This is a genomic window from Mucilaginibacter sp. RCC_168 (assembly GCF_041355315.1).
Lineage (GTDB): Bacteria > Bacteroidota > Bacteroidia > Sphingobacteriales > Sphingobacteriaceae > Mucilaginibacter.
Window position 1 is genome coordinate 37530 of sequence record NZ_JBFUPN010000030.1, and the last position, 15165, is coordinate 52694.

Consider the following 15165-nt stretch of genomic DNA (forward strand, 5'->3'; position numbering starts at 1 on the left):
CCCCAAGGGGGAATTTTTAAATGGTTAATAATTCTGTTATTTACTTGCTGGCTAACTTATCGTGCTGGTAATCGCTGCCGCCGCTTTTTCCAGCGGTATTATAGCCGTCTACCACATCAAAAGGTGCGTGTAGGATGTTGGAAACGCCTCTTGCCATTTGCCCACCAGCGGCCAAACCTCCGGCTTTACTGTATTGTGCCGCTGCCGAAGTGGCGCCCGAAACAATACTGGTCACCTTTTGTAACAACGCATTGCCGCCGCCCGCATGGACGATATAGTTCGCCACATTCGGCACCGTAAAATACCCCACAATACCAATGACCATAAATATCATGTAAGCGCTATCATTGACTGAAAAAAAAGTATCGCCCTGCTGACCGATCTGGCTAATGTCGATCTTGAGCATATTTTCCTGGATCTTTCCTAAGATGGCACTGAAGATATTAGCTACCGGCAGCCACATAAACACATTGACATAGCGGGCCAGCCATACCGATAACGTTTGCTGGAAACCATCGTAAACAGCGAAGCCGAAAACGAGCGGCCCCAATATGGCCAGGACAATGAGGTAAAAAGTGCGTATGGTATTGATACATAAAGCTGCTGCTGCGAATAGTACCTGCAATACTTCCGATAACCATTCCTTGATAGAATTGCGGAAATTGTAATAATTCTTATCGGCCCAGAACTTGATATCATTGCCTATTCCCTCGAACATACTTTCATCCTCGCGGTTTGGGTCTTTTGGGTGGGTGTATTTGTACCACTTGTTCGCATCACCACTGCCTGTTTCACCGACATACATTTTCCATTGCTCGCTGTTTTTTACGGCCTCATCCTTCTTTTTTAGTAAAGCCATTACCGCATCATTGCTACCGCTTACTATTGCACCCGTAGCCGTAACCACTGGTTGTAAAATCCCATTCATTACCGGGATAACCAATTTTTGAAAGGCGATGATCGCCAACCCTAAAGCAAATGGCCGCAGTAAGGGATAAAAGTCGATTGGCTCCGCATTGGCGATCTGCCGCCAAACACGGGAAGCGATATACCATAAAGCACCAAAGCCCGCCAGCCCCTGCGCCACGCCAATGAGTTTACCACAAAGCGGGATCATCTCGTTATAGACGTTATCCAGCACCGGTTGCATCCCGCCGATAGTATCAGCAATACCCTCGGCAAATAAATTATTAGGCAAAAGCATAGCCAGCACCGCAAAAAATGCGGCTGTTAAAATTGATCTATACATAATTGTTTACTTTAAATTGTAATAATTTTTCACACCTGTCACATCGGCTTTTTCACGCTGCCGTTGGAAGTTGAGTACGCTCGTTTGGCGGTTAAAGGATCGCAGGAAGACCAGCTTATTATCCGTATCCGCATAAATGTAGTCAATAGCCTGTAAGCGCTCATCATCAGACATTCGCATTTTATTGGCCGTAATGACCATGGCCAGCTGATCGAGATTTTCCAGGCTTTCTTTGAGCAGCTGGCTGTAAATCTTACTCAAATAATTCAATTCTGATACCGTGAAATTCCCGCCGGAATTGAATCTTCTGTAAGCTGCCTTATATTCGGAAACCAAAGCGGCCTGCTCATTAATGATATCCACTATCCGCCCGTACTTCCGTACCTCGGAGCTGACTAGCCACAAGCCATCCAAAAATGCTTCATGCAAGGAAAAATTGCCCTGGGCGATGTTCTTCACGGAGTTATAGCCGGTACTTAATATGGTATAGCCTTTCTTCATATCCGAAAGAATGCTTTTAAACTGCGCCAACTTCTCCACGTTCAGTAGCAATTGTTGTATTTCATCTGACTGTGCGGCGGCAGGATTAATACTAAGAGCAGAAAGCCCAAAGCATATCGTAAATACCAGCAAAGCTTTCTGCTTTAACCTTTGTGTCTTTAGCTTATTCATAATACCTCCCTGTCCGTTTGATAGATTCCAGTTCATCAGTTCGTTGCCGGATCAATAATGCCGCTTGATTACAGAAGTTCTGCGTAAAAGCGGTTTTATCCTGCATACTGAGGTACACCTTGTTTAGCCTTTCAATCCGCTCATCGTCCGTCATTTCTACCTTACCGGAGGTGATAACCAATAGCAGCTCGTCCATATCTGCATCGCATTCCGATATAATTTTATTCCTGACTGACCGTACATAAGCGTTATGGTCTGTGGACAACACAGCGCTGTTATTGATCCTATCAAATGCCTGGCCGATATACTCTTGCATGCCTACAATTTCATCGATGCGCTTATCATCAAGGATCACGGGATTGACCTGCTTTAAGGAACTGATGTACAGATCATGCAGATGAAACTCCCCGTTAGTAATGTCCTTTATGGTATTGAGGCCAGAATGCACAACGTTGTAACCCTTTTGCAGGAAAGTGATATACACCTGCAAAGCTGCGATCTGCTGGATCAGATATTTCTTTTGTGTCCTGTCTTGCTTAAACCACTCGGCGAAAGTTTGCGCCTGAACAGGCTGAAAGCTGAAAGCACAAAACCAAAAGCAGCACAAACCCAATAAAAAATCTTTAAGCTTTCCGCCTTTAGCTTTCGGCTCTACACTAATTGATCTCATACATTTGCTTGACTTGTTTAACCTCCATTTGTGACCTCGACCGCTGGATACTGAGCGTAATGTTCTGGTTGTTGAACTCCCGGAGATCACTGTAATTTGTGTCCATTTTACCCGCTGCCTCGTTGATCAATTCCATCCGCTTGGCATCGGTCATTTGCGTTTTGAAAGAATTGATCACGATAAAGATCTGATCCAAATTCTTGATGCTTTCTTCCAAAATGCCTTTGTACACGCTTTCCATCTGCGTGAGTTCTTCAGGCGTAAAATGCTTGTCCTTATTGAACAAAGCCATTGTCCAGTTGTATTCCTTCACAATTGCGGTTTGCGTTTCAGCCAGGTCCTTGATACGCTGGTAAGTGGAGATCATGGATTTTACTTTTACTAACTCATCATAATAAGTGGCGTACAATTGCCTCTGTTTCTCCGTCAAGTCGGATATCTCGTTGAGTTTTAATCTGGACAGCTCGTTCTCCACTGTTTTCTGTGCATTTTGCAGCCAGATGGTCTGGTTTTGTAGACGCTGAACTTTGAGGTCAATGGCCTTAATGACTTTTTTGATCCCTGCCTTGATGACTTCTGCTATCGCGATCTGCGCATTCGCCCCGGAGGGGAGCGCAACCAGGATAGTCATGGCACTAAGCGGCAATACAACCATATAGGTTCTTAATTTTTTTTGCATATAAATAGGTTATATAAGCGCCTGCGGAAAGAAAGGCAGGCGCTTATTGGGTAAATAATATGGTTACTTCAACCGCCGGTATATGCGCTTACCAACGGTCATGCTGTCAGAGTCAGGAAAGGCGATCACCTTGCCTTTACCGCTTTCGATTAATACACTCGTTTTCGGGTCTAAAACAGCTGTCCATTCTTCGGTTTCAAAAAGGTGCTTACCGGGCTTGCCATTTACAACCATTTGAAAACCCGTCTTGCGGTGGAGCAGGTAGGTATTGTCCTTGCTGTGTTCCACCACCAGCGTATCATGCGCTATACTGGCTTCGCTTTGTGCATCGTTCACATAAGTTCCTACGATGTTATCCGAAGAAGGACCGCTTTTGCAGGCACCAGACGATAGGGCTGCTACAGCCAAAAGGATTAATGATGAATTGATTTGCTTTTTCATAGTCTATAATTTGTCTTTTAAAGGATATGAAGAGCCCTTCGGGGTTTTCATATTGATGGTTTTTAAGTACTTATAATACATTTGTACCAAGCCGGATGTCAGCCGCGAGGGCGGCGATCCCCTTGTGGATATCGCCGAACCTTGCGGCGTATTCCGTAACTTTCATTTTCTCTTTTTCCTCTGTTGTATAGGTTAAATATTCCTCTAAACAGAGTTCGTTACGGTAAACGTGCATAGACTGTCCGCCCTGATCTACAAAAATTTCTCGGTAGTTTTTGCCATCTTCGTTTGCCTTATTAAGGGACAGCAGCATCGTTTTTGCCTTGTCTGATAAACCTAATACTTCCTGGATCTTATCAAACTTGTTCATGAACTTCCGCATGTCCAGCAGCAGTTTGGTATCGGAAAGATTGATGACCGTTTCTTTGATGATTGGCGAACTGATCAAATCCTCGACCTCCTGGGTAATGAGAGCTGTAATCCCGTTGAACTTCCTAATGGTTTTGTACAAAAATTTGATAAAATGGGCCATACCGGACTTGGCAATTGCTACCCAGGCTTCATCAATTGCCAAAATCTTGCGCTTACCCTTCAGTTTCCGCATCTTGGAAATGAACATTTCCATAATAATGATGGTCACCACCGGGAATAAAATCTCGTGGCTTTTGATGTTATCCAACTCGAACACAATAAAGCGCTCGTTCAACAGGTCAAGGTTTTCTGTGGCGTTTAGCAGGTAATCAAATTCACCGCCTTTGTAGTAAGGGTTTAAGACATACGCAAAGTTCCCCAAATCAAAATCTTTCTCCTTTACATCGCCGTTTTGCAGTACCTCCATGTATTCCGATAGCAGGAAATCATAGAAGGAATTAAAGCCTGGAAAGACATCGGGATTAGCCGCTAAATGCTCATAGTATAGATTAATGGCACCGGAGATCGCCACATATTCCGAACGGGTATAATTATCACTGTCTTTCTTCCACAAGGCTAAAAGCAAGGTTTTCAGGCTTTCCTTTTTCTCCACGTCCAGCACATCATCCGTGCCGATGTAAAAAGGATTAATGCGGATCGGGTTATCTTCGGTATAAGTAAAATAATAGCCGCCAACTGCATCACATAAGCCCTTGTAACTGCCGCCGATATCAATGGTTACACAATGCGTACCTTCGTCATACAGGCTGCGCAGCAGGTGGTTCATGGCAAGCGATTTACCTGCACCACTGGAACCGCAGACAAACAGGTTCCTGTTGGTAATTAAGCCGGTCTTCATCGGCGCATTGAACAGGTCTATGTAAACCGGCCTGCCATAACTCCGGTCGCCTAAACGTAAACCTGAACCATCCGACCGGCTCATGCCCTCCAGGTTCAGGAAACAGGCGGCCTGTTCCGCGAACGTATCAAACGTATCATTCATGGGAAAATCAGCCTCATTGCCCGGCATACCTGCGAACCATACCTGCGGGGCGCCGTCTGTTTCCTGTTTGCATACCGCATCCATTTGCGCCATTGCCGAACCGACCTTGTTTTTCAGTTCTGCCAGTTCTTCCGAATTATCTGCCCAGGCCAGTACATTGAAATGGGTCTTGACGGGCAAGCGCTGTTGCCCGATCGCCTCATTTAGGAAATCATTACAGGCATCGCGAGAGATCGCATTTTCACGGGAATAGGCAGACAGCGACTGCAACCTTAATTTCTTCGCTTCCAAAGCTTTGATGGTCTTCTGCGCATCACCAATGAACACAAACTGGTTATAGATGTGATTACAGTTCAGGAATTGCCCAAGTGGTGAAGCAAAGCCAATACTGTACTTCGTGCGGTCAGTAGAATATTTATCATAGTTGATCCGACTGCCACAAAGCGCGGGCAGGTCTTCCGCATCAGCCAGTGTGTAAAGCTCCACATGCTTGTCACCAACCCGTATTTCGTCTTTGATATGAATATCTCTAATGATCGGCTGCTGCCCTGGGTTTAATAAAAAGCAATATTGCTCAATGATTCCCGACTTGTTAGCTGTACCAGCCAGCCCATCATCATTCAGTCGTTTTAAACTGATCAAACCACTGTCGGTCAATATCCGCTCGAACTGCCCGCAGGTCGATAAAAAGTGTTGAAACAGGCGCTCGTCTTTTACCTCAATCGGGGCGATGGATTTACGCAGGATATTTGAATAAGCCGAACTGGATAGTTTCCGACCCGCAGGCTGCTGCGTTAAAAAGATATAACAGCGATGGTCTAAATAAGGCCTGCCCGCAAAATGCCGTTCAGATGCAGCCCCCAGTAAACTTTCACCGGCCAGCTTCGCATCCGCTTTAACGACCGCCTTTGTGAACCAATCCATCTTATGAAAGATCGTTCCCGGCTGGAATACCCGCATAGCCTTTACAAATGCCTGGTGCCCGGCTTCAAAGTCCTGGGCTGATTGCGTGCCAAATTCCGGCAAACTGACCTCATAACCAATGGTCTTGTCACCCTGCATAGAAATCAGCGTACCGTTCTCCACTTTCCAGATGGGTAGTATTTTTTCGATGTCGATCATTTGCCCGCCTTTCTCAACATGATAAATACCCGTCTCGATTTGAACCTGACATATTTTGGAAGACCGCGCTTCGCAATAAATTTTTCCAGGCCATGCACGCCAAAACGTTTGGATAACCGGAACACGGTGAAGATCAGGCCGCCGCCCAATACAAATACCAGCGGAACGGTAATCAGCAAGCCTGCACCTAAGAGATAGAGTGCCACAAAAGTAAGCAGGAGTACGACCAGTCCTATAGCCAACCAGGCAATGTATTGACCGTACAAACCGCGAAATTCTATGGGTTTGTTAATGCCTTTATTTATTTGATATACTGAACTCATAATTTTGTTGTTTTAAGGTTATGGACGGACGAAACGGCTCTGCCATTCTTGTTACGTCTTTACGCTTCGCCCGTCCTGACCTGTTAATTTCTAAACCCTGCTTATATCCCGAAGAAGGATTTGAGTACTGTAGCAACCACGACTAAAAAGATACAGGAGCCAAACCAGGCTGCCGCTACCTTGTTGGTATCCGGCTCGCCTGCATTCCACTTGTTGAATACCTTTACAGCACCGACTAATCCGACGACCGCGCCGATGGCATACATCAGGTTACAGCCTGAATCAAAATAACCTTTGACCTTATTGGTCGCCTCATCGATCCCAGCCGCACCATCCGCAGCGTACAGCGATATGCTGCAAAGCATATTGTACACGCACAGGGTTACCGATAACAGCCACCATTTGGCCAGGACTTTCTTATCCGTTTTCTTTACAATTTTTTTCATGCAGTATCATTTTTGTTTTCGTTTCCTTACAGGCCGCACCATGCGGTCTTTTCTCGTGAAGGATTCTGAAAATCAAAAGCTTACCTGCTTGTCAAATCATCAATTAAAGCGCTGCCTGTAACTCCGCTGGCTTCAGGTTAAAATCCAGTGCACCTGATTCCAATACCTGCTCGGCCACCAACAGGTAAAAAGTTTCCAGTAAAGGACTATTCATTAGTTTCGGGTAATGGCGAACTTCCTCATTGACTGCCTCGATCAAACCTGCCTTGTCCAGTTCCGGTGCTTCAAACAAAGGCTTGACATTTTCCATCAGATCGAATAGTTCAGTTTGAAGAACCTCGCCGGAATCAACTTCAGCCTGTTCCGGCAAATCTTTTGGCGCAAACCCGAAATCATCCTGCCCTAAAATGTTTACACCATCGGGCTGAACCGTTTTACCCATGAGGTCATCATCAGCTGGCTGCTCAAAATCATCCTGCCAGGCATGTTTCAAAGGCTCTACTTTCGAATCACCGGATAAAAGTTTAAAGACCGCTTTCCGGTAAAAGACAAGGAAGACGACCAACAGCCAGACCAGGCTGAAGATCAGTGCGGCAATCAGGAATTGTTGCCATGTGAATGCTTGTAACATAAAATATTTTTGTTTTAACCCGGCACGAAATTGTGCCGGGATGATGGATCAAAGGTTGGGAGAAACCTGTTTTTTGATTGGGGGCTTTTTAGGGGTGACACTGAAAGATAATCACAAAGCGCTAATAGTCAGCATTTTTGCTATTATTGGAAGCCCTGGCCTTAGCTGCCCGCTGGGCACGTTTCTCCTTTCGCTTGCGTTTTTCTTCCTCAGCCTCCGGGTCGTAGCTGTTTTTTCGGTCTATGCGCAGGTTGATCTCCCGTTTCATCCTGTCCAAAAAGTAGGTGGGACTGATCTTTTTACGGGCCTCAATTTCGTCAAACCTCCTGGTCGGTCTGCCGATCTTGATCTGCAGTGATTCCTCCATCCATTCAAAAATTTCTGCAAGCGTTGCGGTCCCGTCATTGATCTGCCCTGTATCATGGATGCCAAAAGCAATTTCAGCTAAATTTATACTGTCACCTGTCCAGCGTATATCCCTTTTTCGTTTACGTACAGGAGCCGGCGAATGCTCGATTTGAGGCTTTTCGCTTAATTCTGAAATAATGGCATTGGTCAGCATTTCATAAGCCCTGAATTTGGCAAACAAATAGCCGCAGGGCGTAGGAAAAATGGCATCATATTCCAGAACTTCCGGAGTTAGCGCTCTCTGCACCCCCGGATGTTTAATAAAAAAAAGCTCATCGAGGTCGGTCCCTGATAACTTATAGTAACCATAATGTAATGGATGTTTTGCAGGAAACCTGCTCATCACGCGTAGTTCATCAAGCCAGAACGCTTTTACGTTTTCGGCTGTTGTAACTGGTACAGCAGCAACCATGGCATACCATTCCTGGTGAAAAATATACCAGCAGTAGATTTTAGGCAGGAGGGTTTTACAGTAACTAATTTCCTCCTGTTTTGTACCTGGGGGATGTTCTGCATAGTGTTTAGATAAAAGACTTAAAGATTTGCGGATAACCGTAAGTGCAGCTTTCAGTCTGTCTAAAGGGGTATGGGCGGCCAGGTCAATTTTTTGAAGTGCTTCTTCCATCACCAGTAACTCTTGTTCATAAATTTCAAATAACATAGCTAAAAAATTAAATGAGTTCTTTTCCAGATCGATACGTTTTGGTAATGCCGATCACGAGAAAAAGAAAATTAAACAGTTTTATTCCTATAGGTTCCATTTCATGATCCCGGTACAAGAAGGCTAGAATGTGAAGATTGATCAGGCGCCATGGTTCGCCCGGTCATCTTTGCATTGCATCGCTTTCTGTGAGAAAACAAATATGAATTACAAAAATGGCTGACTATGAACAGTACGGCAATACGCTATTAGACGGATTTTATATACGCCATTCGGCGTATTTTCGCTTAAAACAGGGTGTTTAAGGAATTTATTTGAAATATAATTTATGTAAAAGCTCAACCCGGGATGTTGCACCAGTTTTATTAAAGATATTCTCAATGTGCTTTTTTACCGTTCCTTCGGAAATATTTAAGCTATCGGCAATCACTTTATTTTTTGATCCCCTATGGATAAAACCTACAATTTCAATTTCTCTTTTTGTAAGTCCGTATGTCAAGAAATTTTCGGCAGAAAAGCCCTCTTGAATGTTTCCATTAGTCTTTATCGCTATAAATGCCTCATACTCCTGCCTGGTGTTCCTGATGGCTTTGAGTATAAATATGATGGTAATTGTAATGAATCCAAAGTTCGTGCATAAGACCTCGACCAACTGACTTACCTGGAACCAAGAAAATACCGTCATAGCTGTCCATGGAGATACTGCGCAATAAACTGCGATCTCCTCAATCGCATTTTTATGGTTCTTATCTTCTTTATAGTGATTTCTGATTGCCTTTAGTATTACCCACAGTAAAACAAGAGAGTAAATAAACGGAATAACTACTCCCAGCTTAATATTAAGGTTACCGTTTATCGCATAAACAATTACAAAAAATAAAAGATAGGGAGCCATGAGAAAAAAAGGCACCCCGTATAGTGCATGCCATCTAAGTGCTTTCAAATCGAAGGCTTTATAGAAATAAAACGGAAAATAAGAAGCCATTAAAAAACCAGAACCATATGCAATCATCATTTGGGTCGGAATGGAAATCAATGTAATCTTATCATCGGGGAATAATCCGCCCGTGATATTATAAAATAAAAGCAATGCTAATAATAGGAGATACCATAAGCGGCTTTTATCCTGCGGCCTGAATTGGTAATAAAAAAACTGGAATATAAACATCCCAGCTTCCATCACTATAAATATAAAAGTGACGATGTGTATTTGCGTCCCGAAAACCAGCATATTTTAAAAATTATCCGGTTTACGTTTTAAGAAGAATAATTTATAATCAAGCTGTAATTCATCATAAATTTCAAATTGAAAGTTATTGTACCATTTTAAATTTTCTACCGTTGAGGTTTCAAGGTACAATGGCAGCTTCTTTTCATTGGAGACGGAAATAATTTGTTGCATTAGTTTAGTTCCTATGCCCTTGTTTTGCGCATTTGGATCAGTCCCAATAAACCAGAGATAGGACATAGCTTCCTTTGGTTGTATACTCTTTATTTTGCTTTCCCTGCTAAGCGTTTTGCCAATCCCGGTTATACCAATCGATTTAAATATTAACTTGATATCAAGTAATATCGTCTTTAAGGTAGTCTTCTTTAACTGAGGATATAATAATAACGCGCAAGCATTTTTGTCATCCGTCAAATAAACCTCTCCGAACAGTTCACAAACTGCAACAGAATACTCCATCAGGGAACGTATTCTATCTTTTTTTCGACTATCTTGTTTGACGATATAATTTATACTCTTGTTGTATTCAAATGCGTCTGTTAATATTTTTATAATCCGTTCTTTATCAATGCTTTCTTTGTTTACCATATATGAAATCTATTAAAAGAATACCCTTTTAGGATATTGTCAATTATTTAAACACATACATATTGCTTAATAATAAATACATATACGTTTAAAATTGAGAAAATATTGCTTAAAAAGTAATTTATTTATAGGTAGAAATAATGTGATAATTTACTTTTCCAAAAAAACAAGATATTATAAATATTACAGATGGATAAATGTTGCTTAGTTTGTGTAGATAAGTCAGGATGTCATAAACGATATCTTAAAGCAACATTTCTGGCGATTGCCTTTAGTAGCCCAGGCTGGTCGCCGACGGCAACTTCCTTAACATACCATTCATTTTGGGGACTCCGAAGCAATGTAAAATCTTCTCCGGCAATACTGATCTTGATCTGATCTGTTTCTTTAGTAATTCCCTTTGTTAAGACCATATATGTGTAGTCTTTGCCATCAAATGTGATTCTTAGCGGTAAACTCATAACGGTTTCAAAGTTATCAATTATCCTGTCCAGATCTAAATACTGGGTTTATGATCCAATTAGATGCTGATACCCTCAGTTTCCTTTCTGTTTTTAAAACTTTTAGTCGTTAGCTGCTTTGGATATGAACAGGTACTGGTTTATTGTTTTTCTGTTGTCATGAAGTGGAAACAGAAAAAAGAGGAACACCGGTTATATAGACAACAAAAGCCGGGAGTAAACAAAGGCAGGATCAAAATCAATCCTTATCACTGCTGAATTTGTTGTTGCTGTTGTTGCTGGATCTGACGCTTTGTATTTTCAACATTCTGTTGCTGCTGTTGCTGCTGCTGAATTTGTTGTCGCTGCTGTTGCTGCTGAATTTGTTGTTGCTGTTGTTGTTGTTGCTGTTGTTGCTGTTGTAGGGCTTTGATGTCATTCACAGGAAGTAGCTTTTTTGATGGGGCTGGGATTACAGCGTTTGGCTGACAGGCCCTCAATTTTATCTCTAAGCTATCTATAATAGACCGGCTGATCACTTGCTGTGATAAAGATTTTTGATATAAATCCCCCTGAACATGTAAAGCGGTCCGAAGGCTATCCGCTTGTTTTTCAGCGGCTGTTTTGTTTTTTACAACAATATTAAAGGCTTGTTGTACGCTAACTACAGATTCTAATGCTTTGGCAGTGTTTTGAGCTGCCTGCTCCTGTATCTGTCTTGCCTTTTCAGAACTGACAGATCCGATAGTTATCCATGATTGCCTCGGAATAAGGATATTTTTAATATCGTCAATGCCAAAAGATGCCATAGATACTTGTTCCTGATAATGAATGTATTTCCCGGGGGTATTCAGTGTCTTTTTTTCCGGAGCGGTAATAGGCTTTTTTTGAGTTACATACATGTCTCCTGCTTTTTTCAGGATATTATTTAGTCCGGTCAGAGACGAAAATAGTATTGCAGAATTTAATGCTGTGATCCATGCGTATTCAGCGATACTTGATGTAGTCTCCTTCTTTAAAAACGTTAAAGAATACGCGATGCAAAGAACAACTGCAATTCCTGCCAGCAAAGATTCAGGAATATTAGAACCTCTGATCTCGCCGCTTACCAGCATAATAACATTCAGCAATACCGTAAGTCCTGATGAGGCTGCAGCAAAATTCTTAAGCGATCTCGAATCAACAAATGCGTTCGGGGAGTTTGATTTTAATCTCGGGTTTGGATTTGGGTTTATGTCTTGGGTTTTTGCCATGATAAATATTGTGATGCTAAACGTTTAGGTTAGTATGAAAGCTGTGGACGCCTTCGTTATTGCAATTTCCGCCATTTTAATATGCTGAAACATTGAAGTAAATTTAATTAAAATACATTTGATAAAAAAATTATTGACAAGGAGAATGTTAGTAAGAATATGCAACCCCAAATGTTAGTTCCATCCGGGATTTTGTATTTTAAACGTATAAGCTGTATTTATAAATTCTAAAATACTGAGGAAGGTATTTTGTAAATTTTACTGTAGGGGCGAAATTAGTTGACGGGATAACAGCATGGCATATACTTTGCACTCGGGCCACAAGGCTGTAGACTTGCGGTAGCAGCGGGATTGTGTTATGCTAGTGTGATACTGATTAACCCAGATAACAAAGTTGAGCCGTCACTCACCCCAATCCATCAGCTGGTGCTATGAACTTAATAGTTTCAAAATCGCAAATAAGCCCAAAGTAACCTCTGTTGGAAATGCCAATCTAATCACCAGCGAGGGTAATCATTTTAAAATCTCGTTTGATAAAGGATGGGGAATTTGCCAATATTCTCCGTTTTATCCGCGCCAGGGATATATTGGCGCAGGGATTCTTGTGAAAGGACGATGCTTTCCTTCACTTCTTTGCTGGTAAGGATACGCGTACGTTCATTGGCATAATGAATAATGAACTTGGAGGGCAGGCGATGATAATCATCATAGCAATGTTGCAGGTATGTTGTCAGGATCGAGTTCAACGCAGGGGTATTAGGCCTAACGTCGAAATGCTGCCCCACGAGTTCCACGCTGAAATCGGTATCGCCCTCCAGTATGATCGGATCATAGAACTTTACCTTTTCCTTAGGAGGTACCATCGAGCTATCCACGGGCTGTGGGGCAGCGGCCTTCGATGTAGTTGTTGTATCCGCATGCTTGGCGTTACGATCTCCGTTGCAGCCGTACATTACTACAGAAGTGCCTATTAAGACAATGATCAAACAGTTTTTCATTATGATTGCTATTCAGGTATAAAAAGTATATTCTTTTTAGCGAGTCCCGGTAGACCTGAGTACCTTCAGATCGGTAAGAAACATGTTGATTTTATCACCGGCTCCCATGTGATCAAGATGGGTAATCGGCCTTTAGTAAATAATGGCCCAAAACGGCGTTTGCCAGGCTGATAGAACATCGAGTGCAGGAAATTCGAATGCTAGATCTCGAATTGCTGAATATATAAGACGTTAAAGGAATTGAATCCGTGTAATTTCAATTGATCCGTCAACTTCTGATGGAAAGACCTGTTTCTTACAATATGGAAACAGTTAACAAGTTTTTTATTTCACCTGTTTCCTCAATTCAGCAACTTCATTTTTCAACTCTGCAACTCGTTCTTTTAGTTCAGTAATTAGCTCTTCCTTAGATTTTAGTTGTTCTGTATAGAGTGTCTTTATAAATTCTAAATCAGTTTCAGCATATTCAGAGTTGAATAATTGATTAACCTTTTGATTGTTATAAACATAATTATTTACCGCAGAATTAAAAAAATATTCTGCGTCTACATCGAAGAGCGATCCAAGTTTAAGAGCATTGTCCCAAGATAGCTTGGTTTGATCAGATTCTAGTTTAGACACAGCAGGTTGCGTAATTGACAATGCATTAGCAATCACACTTTGATCCCAGCCTCTTTGTTCTCTTAATAAACGAATTTTTGTTCCAGTTGTCATCTCGTAAAATATAACCTAAAGTTATGCGAATATAATTATAGGTTATTTATTTAATATAAATGGGTTAGTATATTTGATATGTGCGATATAAACAAATATAAACATTTTAGTTAATAGCCCGAATACAAATGAAGATACACTGAACTTTGAAAATATTGTTATTTTTGAAAACTTTATAGTCTAATAAGACAAAGTTTTTACAGGACTCTCGCGAGATGAAAACCGCTAATTTTCCCAGAGCGTGAGATGATAGTTAAAGCATTGTCCCCATCCATATTATTATGGTAACGGGGGCGATGTTTCTATCAGCTTACCACGCTCAAGGCTCTTAGCGGTGCCCCATCCGCGGTAAGACGAAACATCGCCTTCGTTATTATTACAGGCAACTCGTCTTAAGATTTAAATTAAGCACATTTCACTATGCCTGATAAAAAGCACATTTCATTAAAGGTAATTAAACGTAATCTCGGTTTCGGCCGAAACTACGATGCTATAAATAAATGTGTTTTGTTATGGCGAGCCTCTTTTACTTTATGCACGCCTGAATTTTCTAATATAGGTATTGTTGATAATTTAATTTTCAATTCATGCGTCAATTTTACTTCCTATCGGTTTAAGAATATTCGGATTATCTCCTACCCCCTCCAAAACCCAATTAAGAACGTAATAAAAAGCCCAACATAAATTCCGAAAACGGCAGCCGCAGTTAATAGTTAAAAAATAACAGCTGCCGTTTTCTTGTTTTTGCTTAGCCGGGAAACGTTATGGTTTTTCTCCGGAGGGGTGAACTATGTTGTTACTTTATCTTTTATTTCATGGTGATATATGAGTGCTATAGTAGTTGATTTGAAAGATATGGGTGTAAGAACGCCCGAGCAGTTAGTCCGTGTTTTTTATTCCACATACGATCCTGAAAGTGTAAGGGTAGGCCTGTGGGAAGCCTTTCGTGGTTTTGCTATAGCTAACGAAAACTTAAAGGAAAAGGAATTGCCCGACACTAAGGAAACGGCGCTGCTGTTTGACGGGCTGATAAGTTTGGTTAACGCGGTTTACGACTTGCGGGATAAGACAATCGGTCGCTGCGTAATCTGCGGAAGAAGTGATGATAGCAATCTTAATACGAATGAGGGTGGTGATATAAATAATGATGATGGCCTGGATAATGCGGGTTAGTGATCCGGCTGCTGCCGGTGAGTACTCTGGTTAAATAATAATCTTTAAAGTGTTT

At 41.8% G+C, this 15165-nt stretch carries 17 protein-coding genes; 1 reads left to right on the forward strand and 16 read right to left on the reverse strand.

The annotated features are described in order from the left end of the window. Nucleotides 1-40 precede the first annotated feature (40 nt). From traJ to AB6735_RS24485, 16 genes are all read right to left on the reverse strand, one after another. On the reverse strand, nt 41-1249 hold the full coding sequence (gene traJ, locus AB6735_RS24410) for a conjugative transposon protein TraJ (protein ID WP_370998767.1): 1209 nt from the start codon (nt 1247-1249) through the stop codon (nt 41-43). A gap of 6 nt (nt 1250-1255) precedes the next feature. Continuing rightward, nucleotides 1256-1957 (reverse strand): TerB family tellurite resistance protein, encoded by a 702-nt coding sequence (locus AB6735_RS24415; RefSeq protein ID WP_370998769.1) that lies wholly within the window; start codon nt 1955-1957, stop codon nt 1256-1258. After that, nucleotides 1914-2591: a hypothetical protein gene (locus AB6735_RS24420; RefSeq protein ID WP_370998771.1), complete on the reverse strand. Its 678-nt coding sequence runs from the start codon at nt 2589-2591 to the stop codon at nt 1914-1916. Before AB6735_RS24420 ends, AB6735_RS24415 begins: the two co-directional genes overlap by 44 nt. Next, nucleotides 2578-3270 (reverse strand): conjugal transfer protein TraI, encoded by a 693-nt coding sequence (locus AB6735_RS24425; RefSeq protein ID WP_370998773.1) that lies wholly within the window; start codon nt 3268-3270, stop codon nt 2578-2580. The genes AB6735_RS24420 and AB6735_RS24425 overlap by 14 nt, the downstream gene beginning before the upstream one ends. A gap of 63 nt (nt 3271-3333) precedes the next feature. Next, complete coding sequence (locus AB6735_RS24430; protein WP_370998774.1) at nt 3334-3711, reverse strand: hypothetical protein; 378 nt, start codon at nt 3709-3711, stop codon at nt 3334-3336. A gap of 70 nt (nt 3712-3781) precedes the next feature. Then, entirely contained in the window at nt 3782-6247 is a 2466-nt protein-coding gene (locus AB6735_RS24435; protein WP_370998775.1) for a TraG family conjugative transposon ATPase, read from the reverse strand. Then, the gene (locus tag AB6735_RS24440) at nt 6244-6570 is read right to left on the reverse strand and encodes a DUF4133 domain-containing protein (protein WP_370998777.1); all 327 of its coding nucleotides are present in this window, start codon (nt 6568-6570) and stop codon (nt 6244-6246) included. The genes AB6735_RS24435 and AB6735_RS24440 overlap by 4 nt, the downstream gene beginning before the upstream one ends. 101 nt (nt 6571-6671) lie before the next feature. Next, nucleotides 6672-7016, reverse strand: coding sequence for a DUF4134 domain-containing protein (locus AB6735_RS24445; protein ID WP_370998779.1), 345 nt, complete (start codon nt 7014-7016; stop codon nt 6672-6674). Nucleotides 7017-7119: 103 nt separating this feature from the next. Beyond that, on the reverse strand, nt 7120-7647 hold the full coding sequence (locus AB6735_RS24450; RefSeq protein ID WP_370998780.1) for a hypothetical protein: 528 nt from the start codon (nt 7645-7647) through the stop codon (nt 7120-7122). A 121-nt stretch (nt 7648-7768) separates the two neighbouring features. Continuing rightward, complete coding sequence (locus AB6735_RS24455; RefSeq protein WP_370998782.1) at nt 7769-8716, reverse strand: RteC domain-containing protein; 948 nt, start codon at nt 8714-8716, stop codon at nt 7769-7771. A 310-nt stretch (nt 8717-9026) separates the two neighbouring features. Further along, nucleotides 9027-9896 (reverse strand): response regulator transcription factor, encoded by an 870-nt coding sequence (locus AB6735_RS24460; protein WP_370998783.1) that lies wholly within the window; start codon nt 9894-9896, stop codon nt 9027-9029. Nucleotides 9897-9950: 54 nt separating this feature from the next. Further along, entirely contained in the window at nt 9951-10532 is a 582-nt protein-coding gene (locus tag AB6735_RS24465) for a GNAT family N-acetyltransferase (RefSeq protein WP_370998785.1), read from the reverse strand. Between the two features lie 230 nt (nt 10533-10762). Continuing rightward, nucleotides 10763-10993: a hypothetical protein gene (locus tag AB6735_RS24470; RefSeq protein ID WP_370998787.1), complete on the reverse strand. Its 231-nt coding sequence runs from the start codon at nt 10991-10993 to the stop codon at nt 10763-10765. Nucleotides 10994-11241: 248 nt separating this feature from the next. Next, a complete protein-coding gene (locus AB6735_RS24475; protein WP_370998788.1) occupies nt 11242-12225 on the reverse strand; it encodes a hypothetical protein in 984 nt (327 codons plus the stop codon). A 518-nt stretch (nt 12226-12743) separates the two neighbouring features. Continuing rightward, complete coding sequence (locus AB6735_RS24480) at nt 12744-13223, reverse strand: hypothetical protein (RefSeq protein WP_370998789.1); 480 nt, start codon at nt 13221-13223, stop codon at nt 12744-12746. A 324-nt stretch (nt 13224-13547) separates the two neighbouring features. Beyond that, on the reverse strand, nt 13548-13937 hold the full coding sequence (locus AB6735_RS24485; RefSeq protein ID WP_370998791.1) for a helix-turn-helix domain-containing protein: 390 nt from the start codon (nt 13935-13937) through the stop codon (nt 13548-13550). A gap of 825 nt (nt 13938-14762) precedes the next feature. Here AB6735_RS24485 and AB6735_RS24490 point away from each other — a divergent pair. Then, a complete protein-coding gene (locus AB6735_RS24490; protein WP_370998792.1) occupies nt 14763-15110 on the forward strand; it encodes a hypothetical protein in 348 nt (115 codons plus the stop codon). Nucleotides 15111-15165 lie beyond the last annotated feature (55 nt).

Coding starts and splice junctions, on each gene's coding strand:
- traJ (WP_370998767.1), bottom strand. CDS start 1,249: ATGTATAGATCAATTTTAACAGCCGCATTTTTTGCGGTGCTGGCTATG.
- AB6735_RS24415 (WP_370998769.1), bottom strand. CDS start 1,957: ATGAACTGGAATCTATCAAACGGACAGGGAGGTATTATGAATAAGCTA.
- AB6735_RS24420 (WP_370998771.1), bottom strand. CDS start 2,591: ATGAGATCAATTAGTGTAGAGCCGAAAGCTAAAGGCGGAAAGCTTAAA.
- AB6735_RS24425 (WP_370998773.1), bottom strand. CDS start 3,270: ATGCAAAAAAAATTAAGAACCTATATGGTTGTATTGCCGCTTAGTGCC.
- AB6735_RS24430 (WP_370998774.1), bottom strand. CDS start 3,711: ATGAAAAAGCAAATCAATTCATCATTAATCCTTTTGGCTGTAGCAGCC.
- AB6735_RS24435 (WP_370998775.1), bottom strand. CDS start 6,247: ATGATCGACATCGAAAAAATACTACCCATCTGGAAAGTGGAGAACGGT.
- AB6735_RS24440 (WP_370998777.1), bottom strand. CDS start 6,570: ATGAGTTCAGTATATCAAATAAATAAAGGCATTAACAAACCCATAGAA.
- AB6735_RS24445 (WP_370998779.1), bottom strand. CDS start 7,016: ATGAAAAAAATTGTAAAGAAAACGGATAAGAAAGTCCTGGCCAAATGG.
- AB6735_RS24450 (WP_370998780.1), bottom strand. CDS start 7,647: ATGTTACAAGCATTCACATGGCAACAATTCCTGATTGCCGCACTGATC.
- AB6735_RS24455 (WP_370998782.1), bottom strand. CDS start 8,716: ATGTTATTTGAAATTTATGAACAAGAGTTACTGGTGATGGAAGAAGCA.
- AB6735_RS24460 (WP_370998783.1), bottom strand. CDS start 9,896: ATGGAAGCTGGGATGTTTATATTCCAGTTTTTTTATTACCAATTCAGG.
- AB6735_RS24465 (WP_370998785.1), bottom strand. CDS start 10,532: ATGGTAAACAAAGAAAGCATTGATAAAGAACGGATTATAAAAATATTA.
- AB6735_RS24470 (WP_370998787.1), bottom strand. CDS start 10,993: ATGAGTTTACCGCTAAGAATCACATTTGATGGCAAAGACTACACATAT.
- AB6735_RS24475 (WP_370998788.1), bottom strand. CDS start 12,225: ATGGCAAAAACCCAAGACATAAACCCAAATCCAAACCCGAGATTAAAA.
- AB6735_RS24480 (WP_370998789.1), bottom strand. CDS start 13,223: ATGAAAAACTGTTTGATCATTGTCTTAATAGGCACTTCTGTAGTAATG.
- AB6735_RS24485 (WP_370998791.1), bottom strand. CDS start 13,937: ATGACAACTGGAACAAAAATTCGTTTATTAAGAGAACAAAGAGGCTGG.
- AB6735_RS24490 (WP_370998792.1), top strand. CDS start 14,763: ATGAGTGCTATAGTAGTTGATTTGAAAGATATGGGTGTAAGAACGCCC.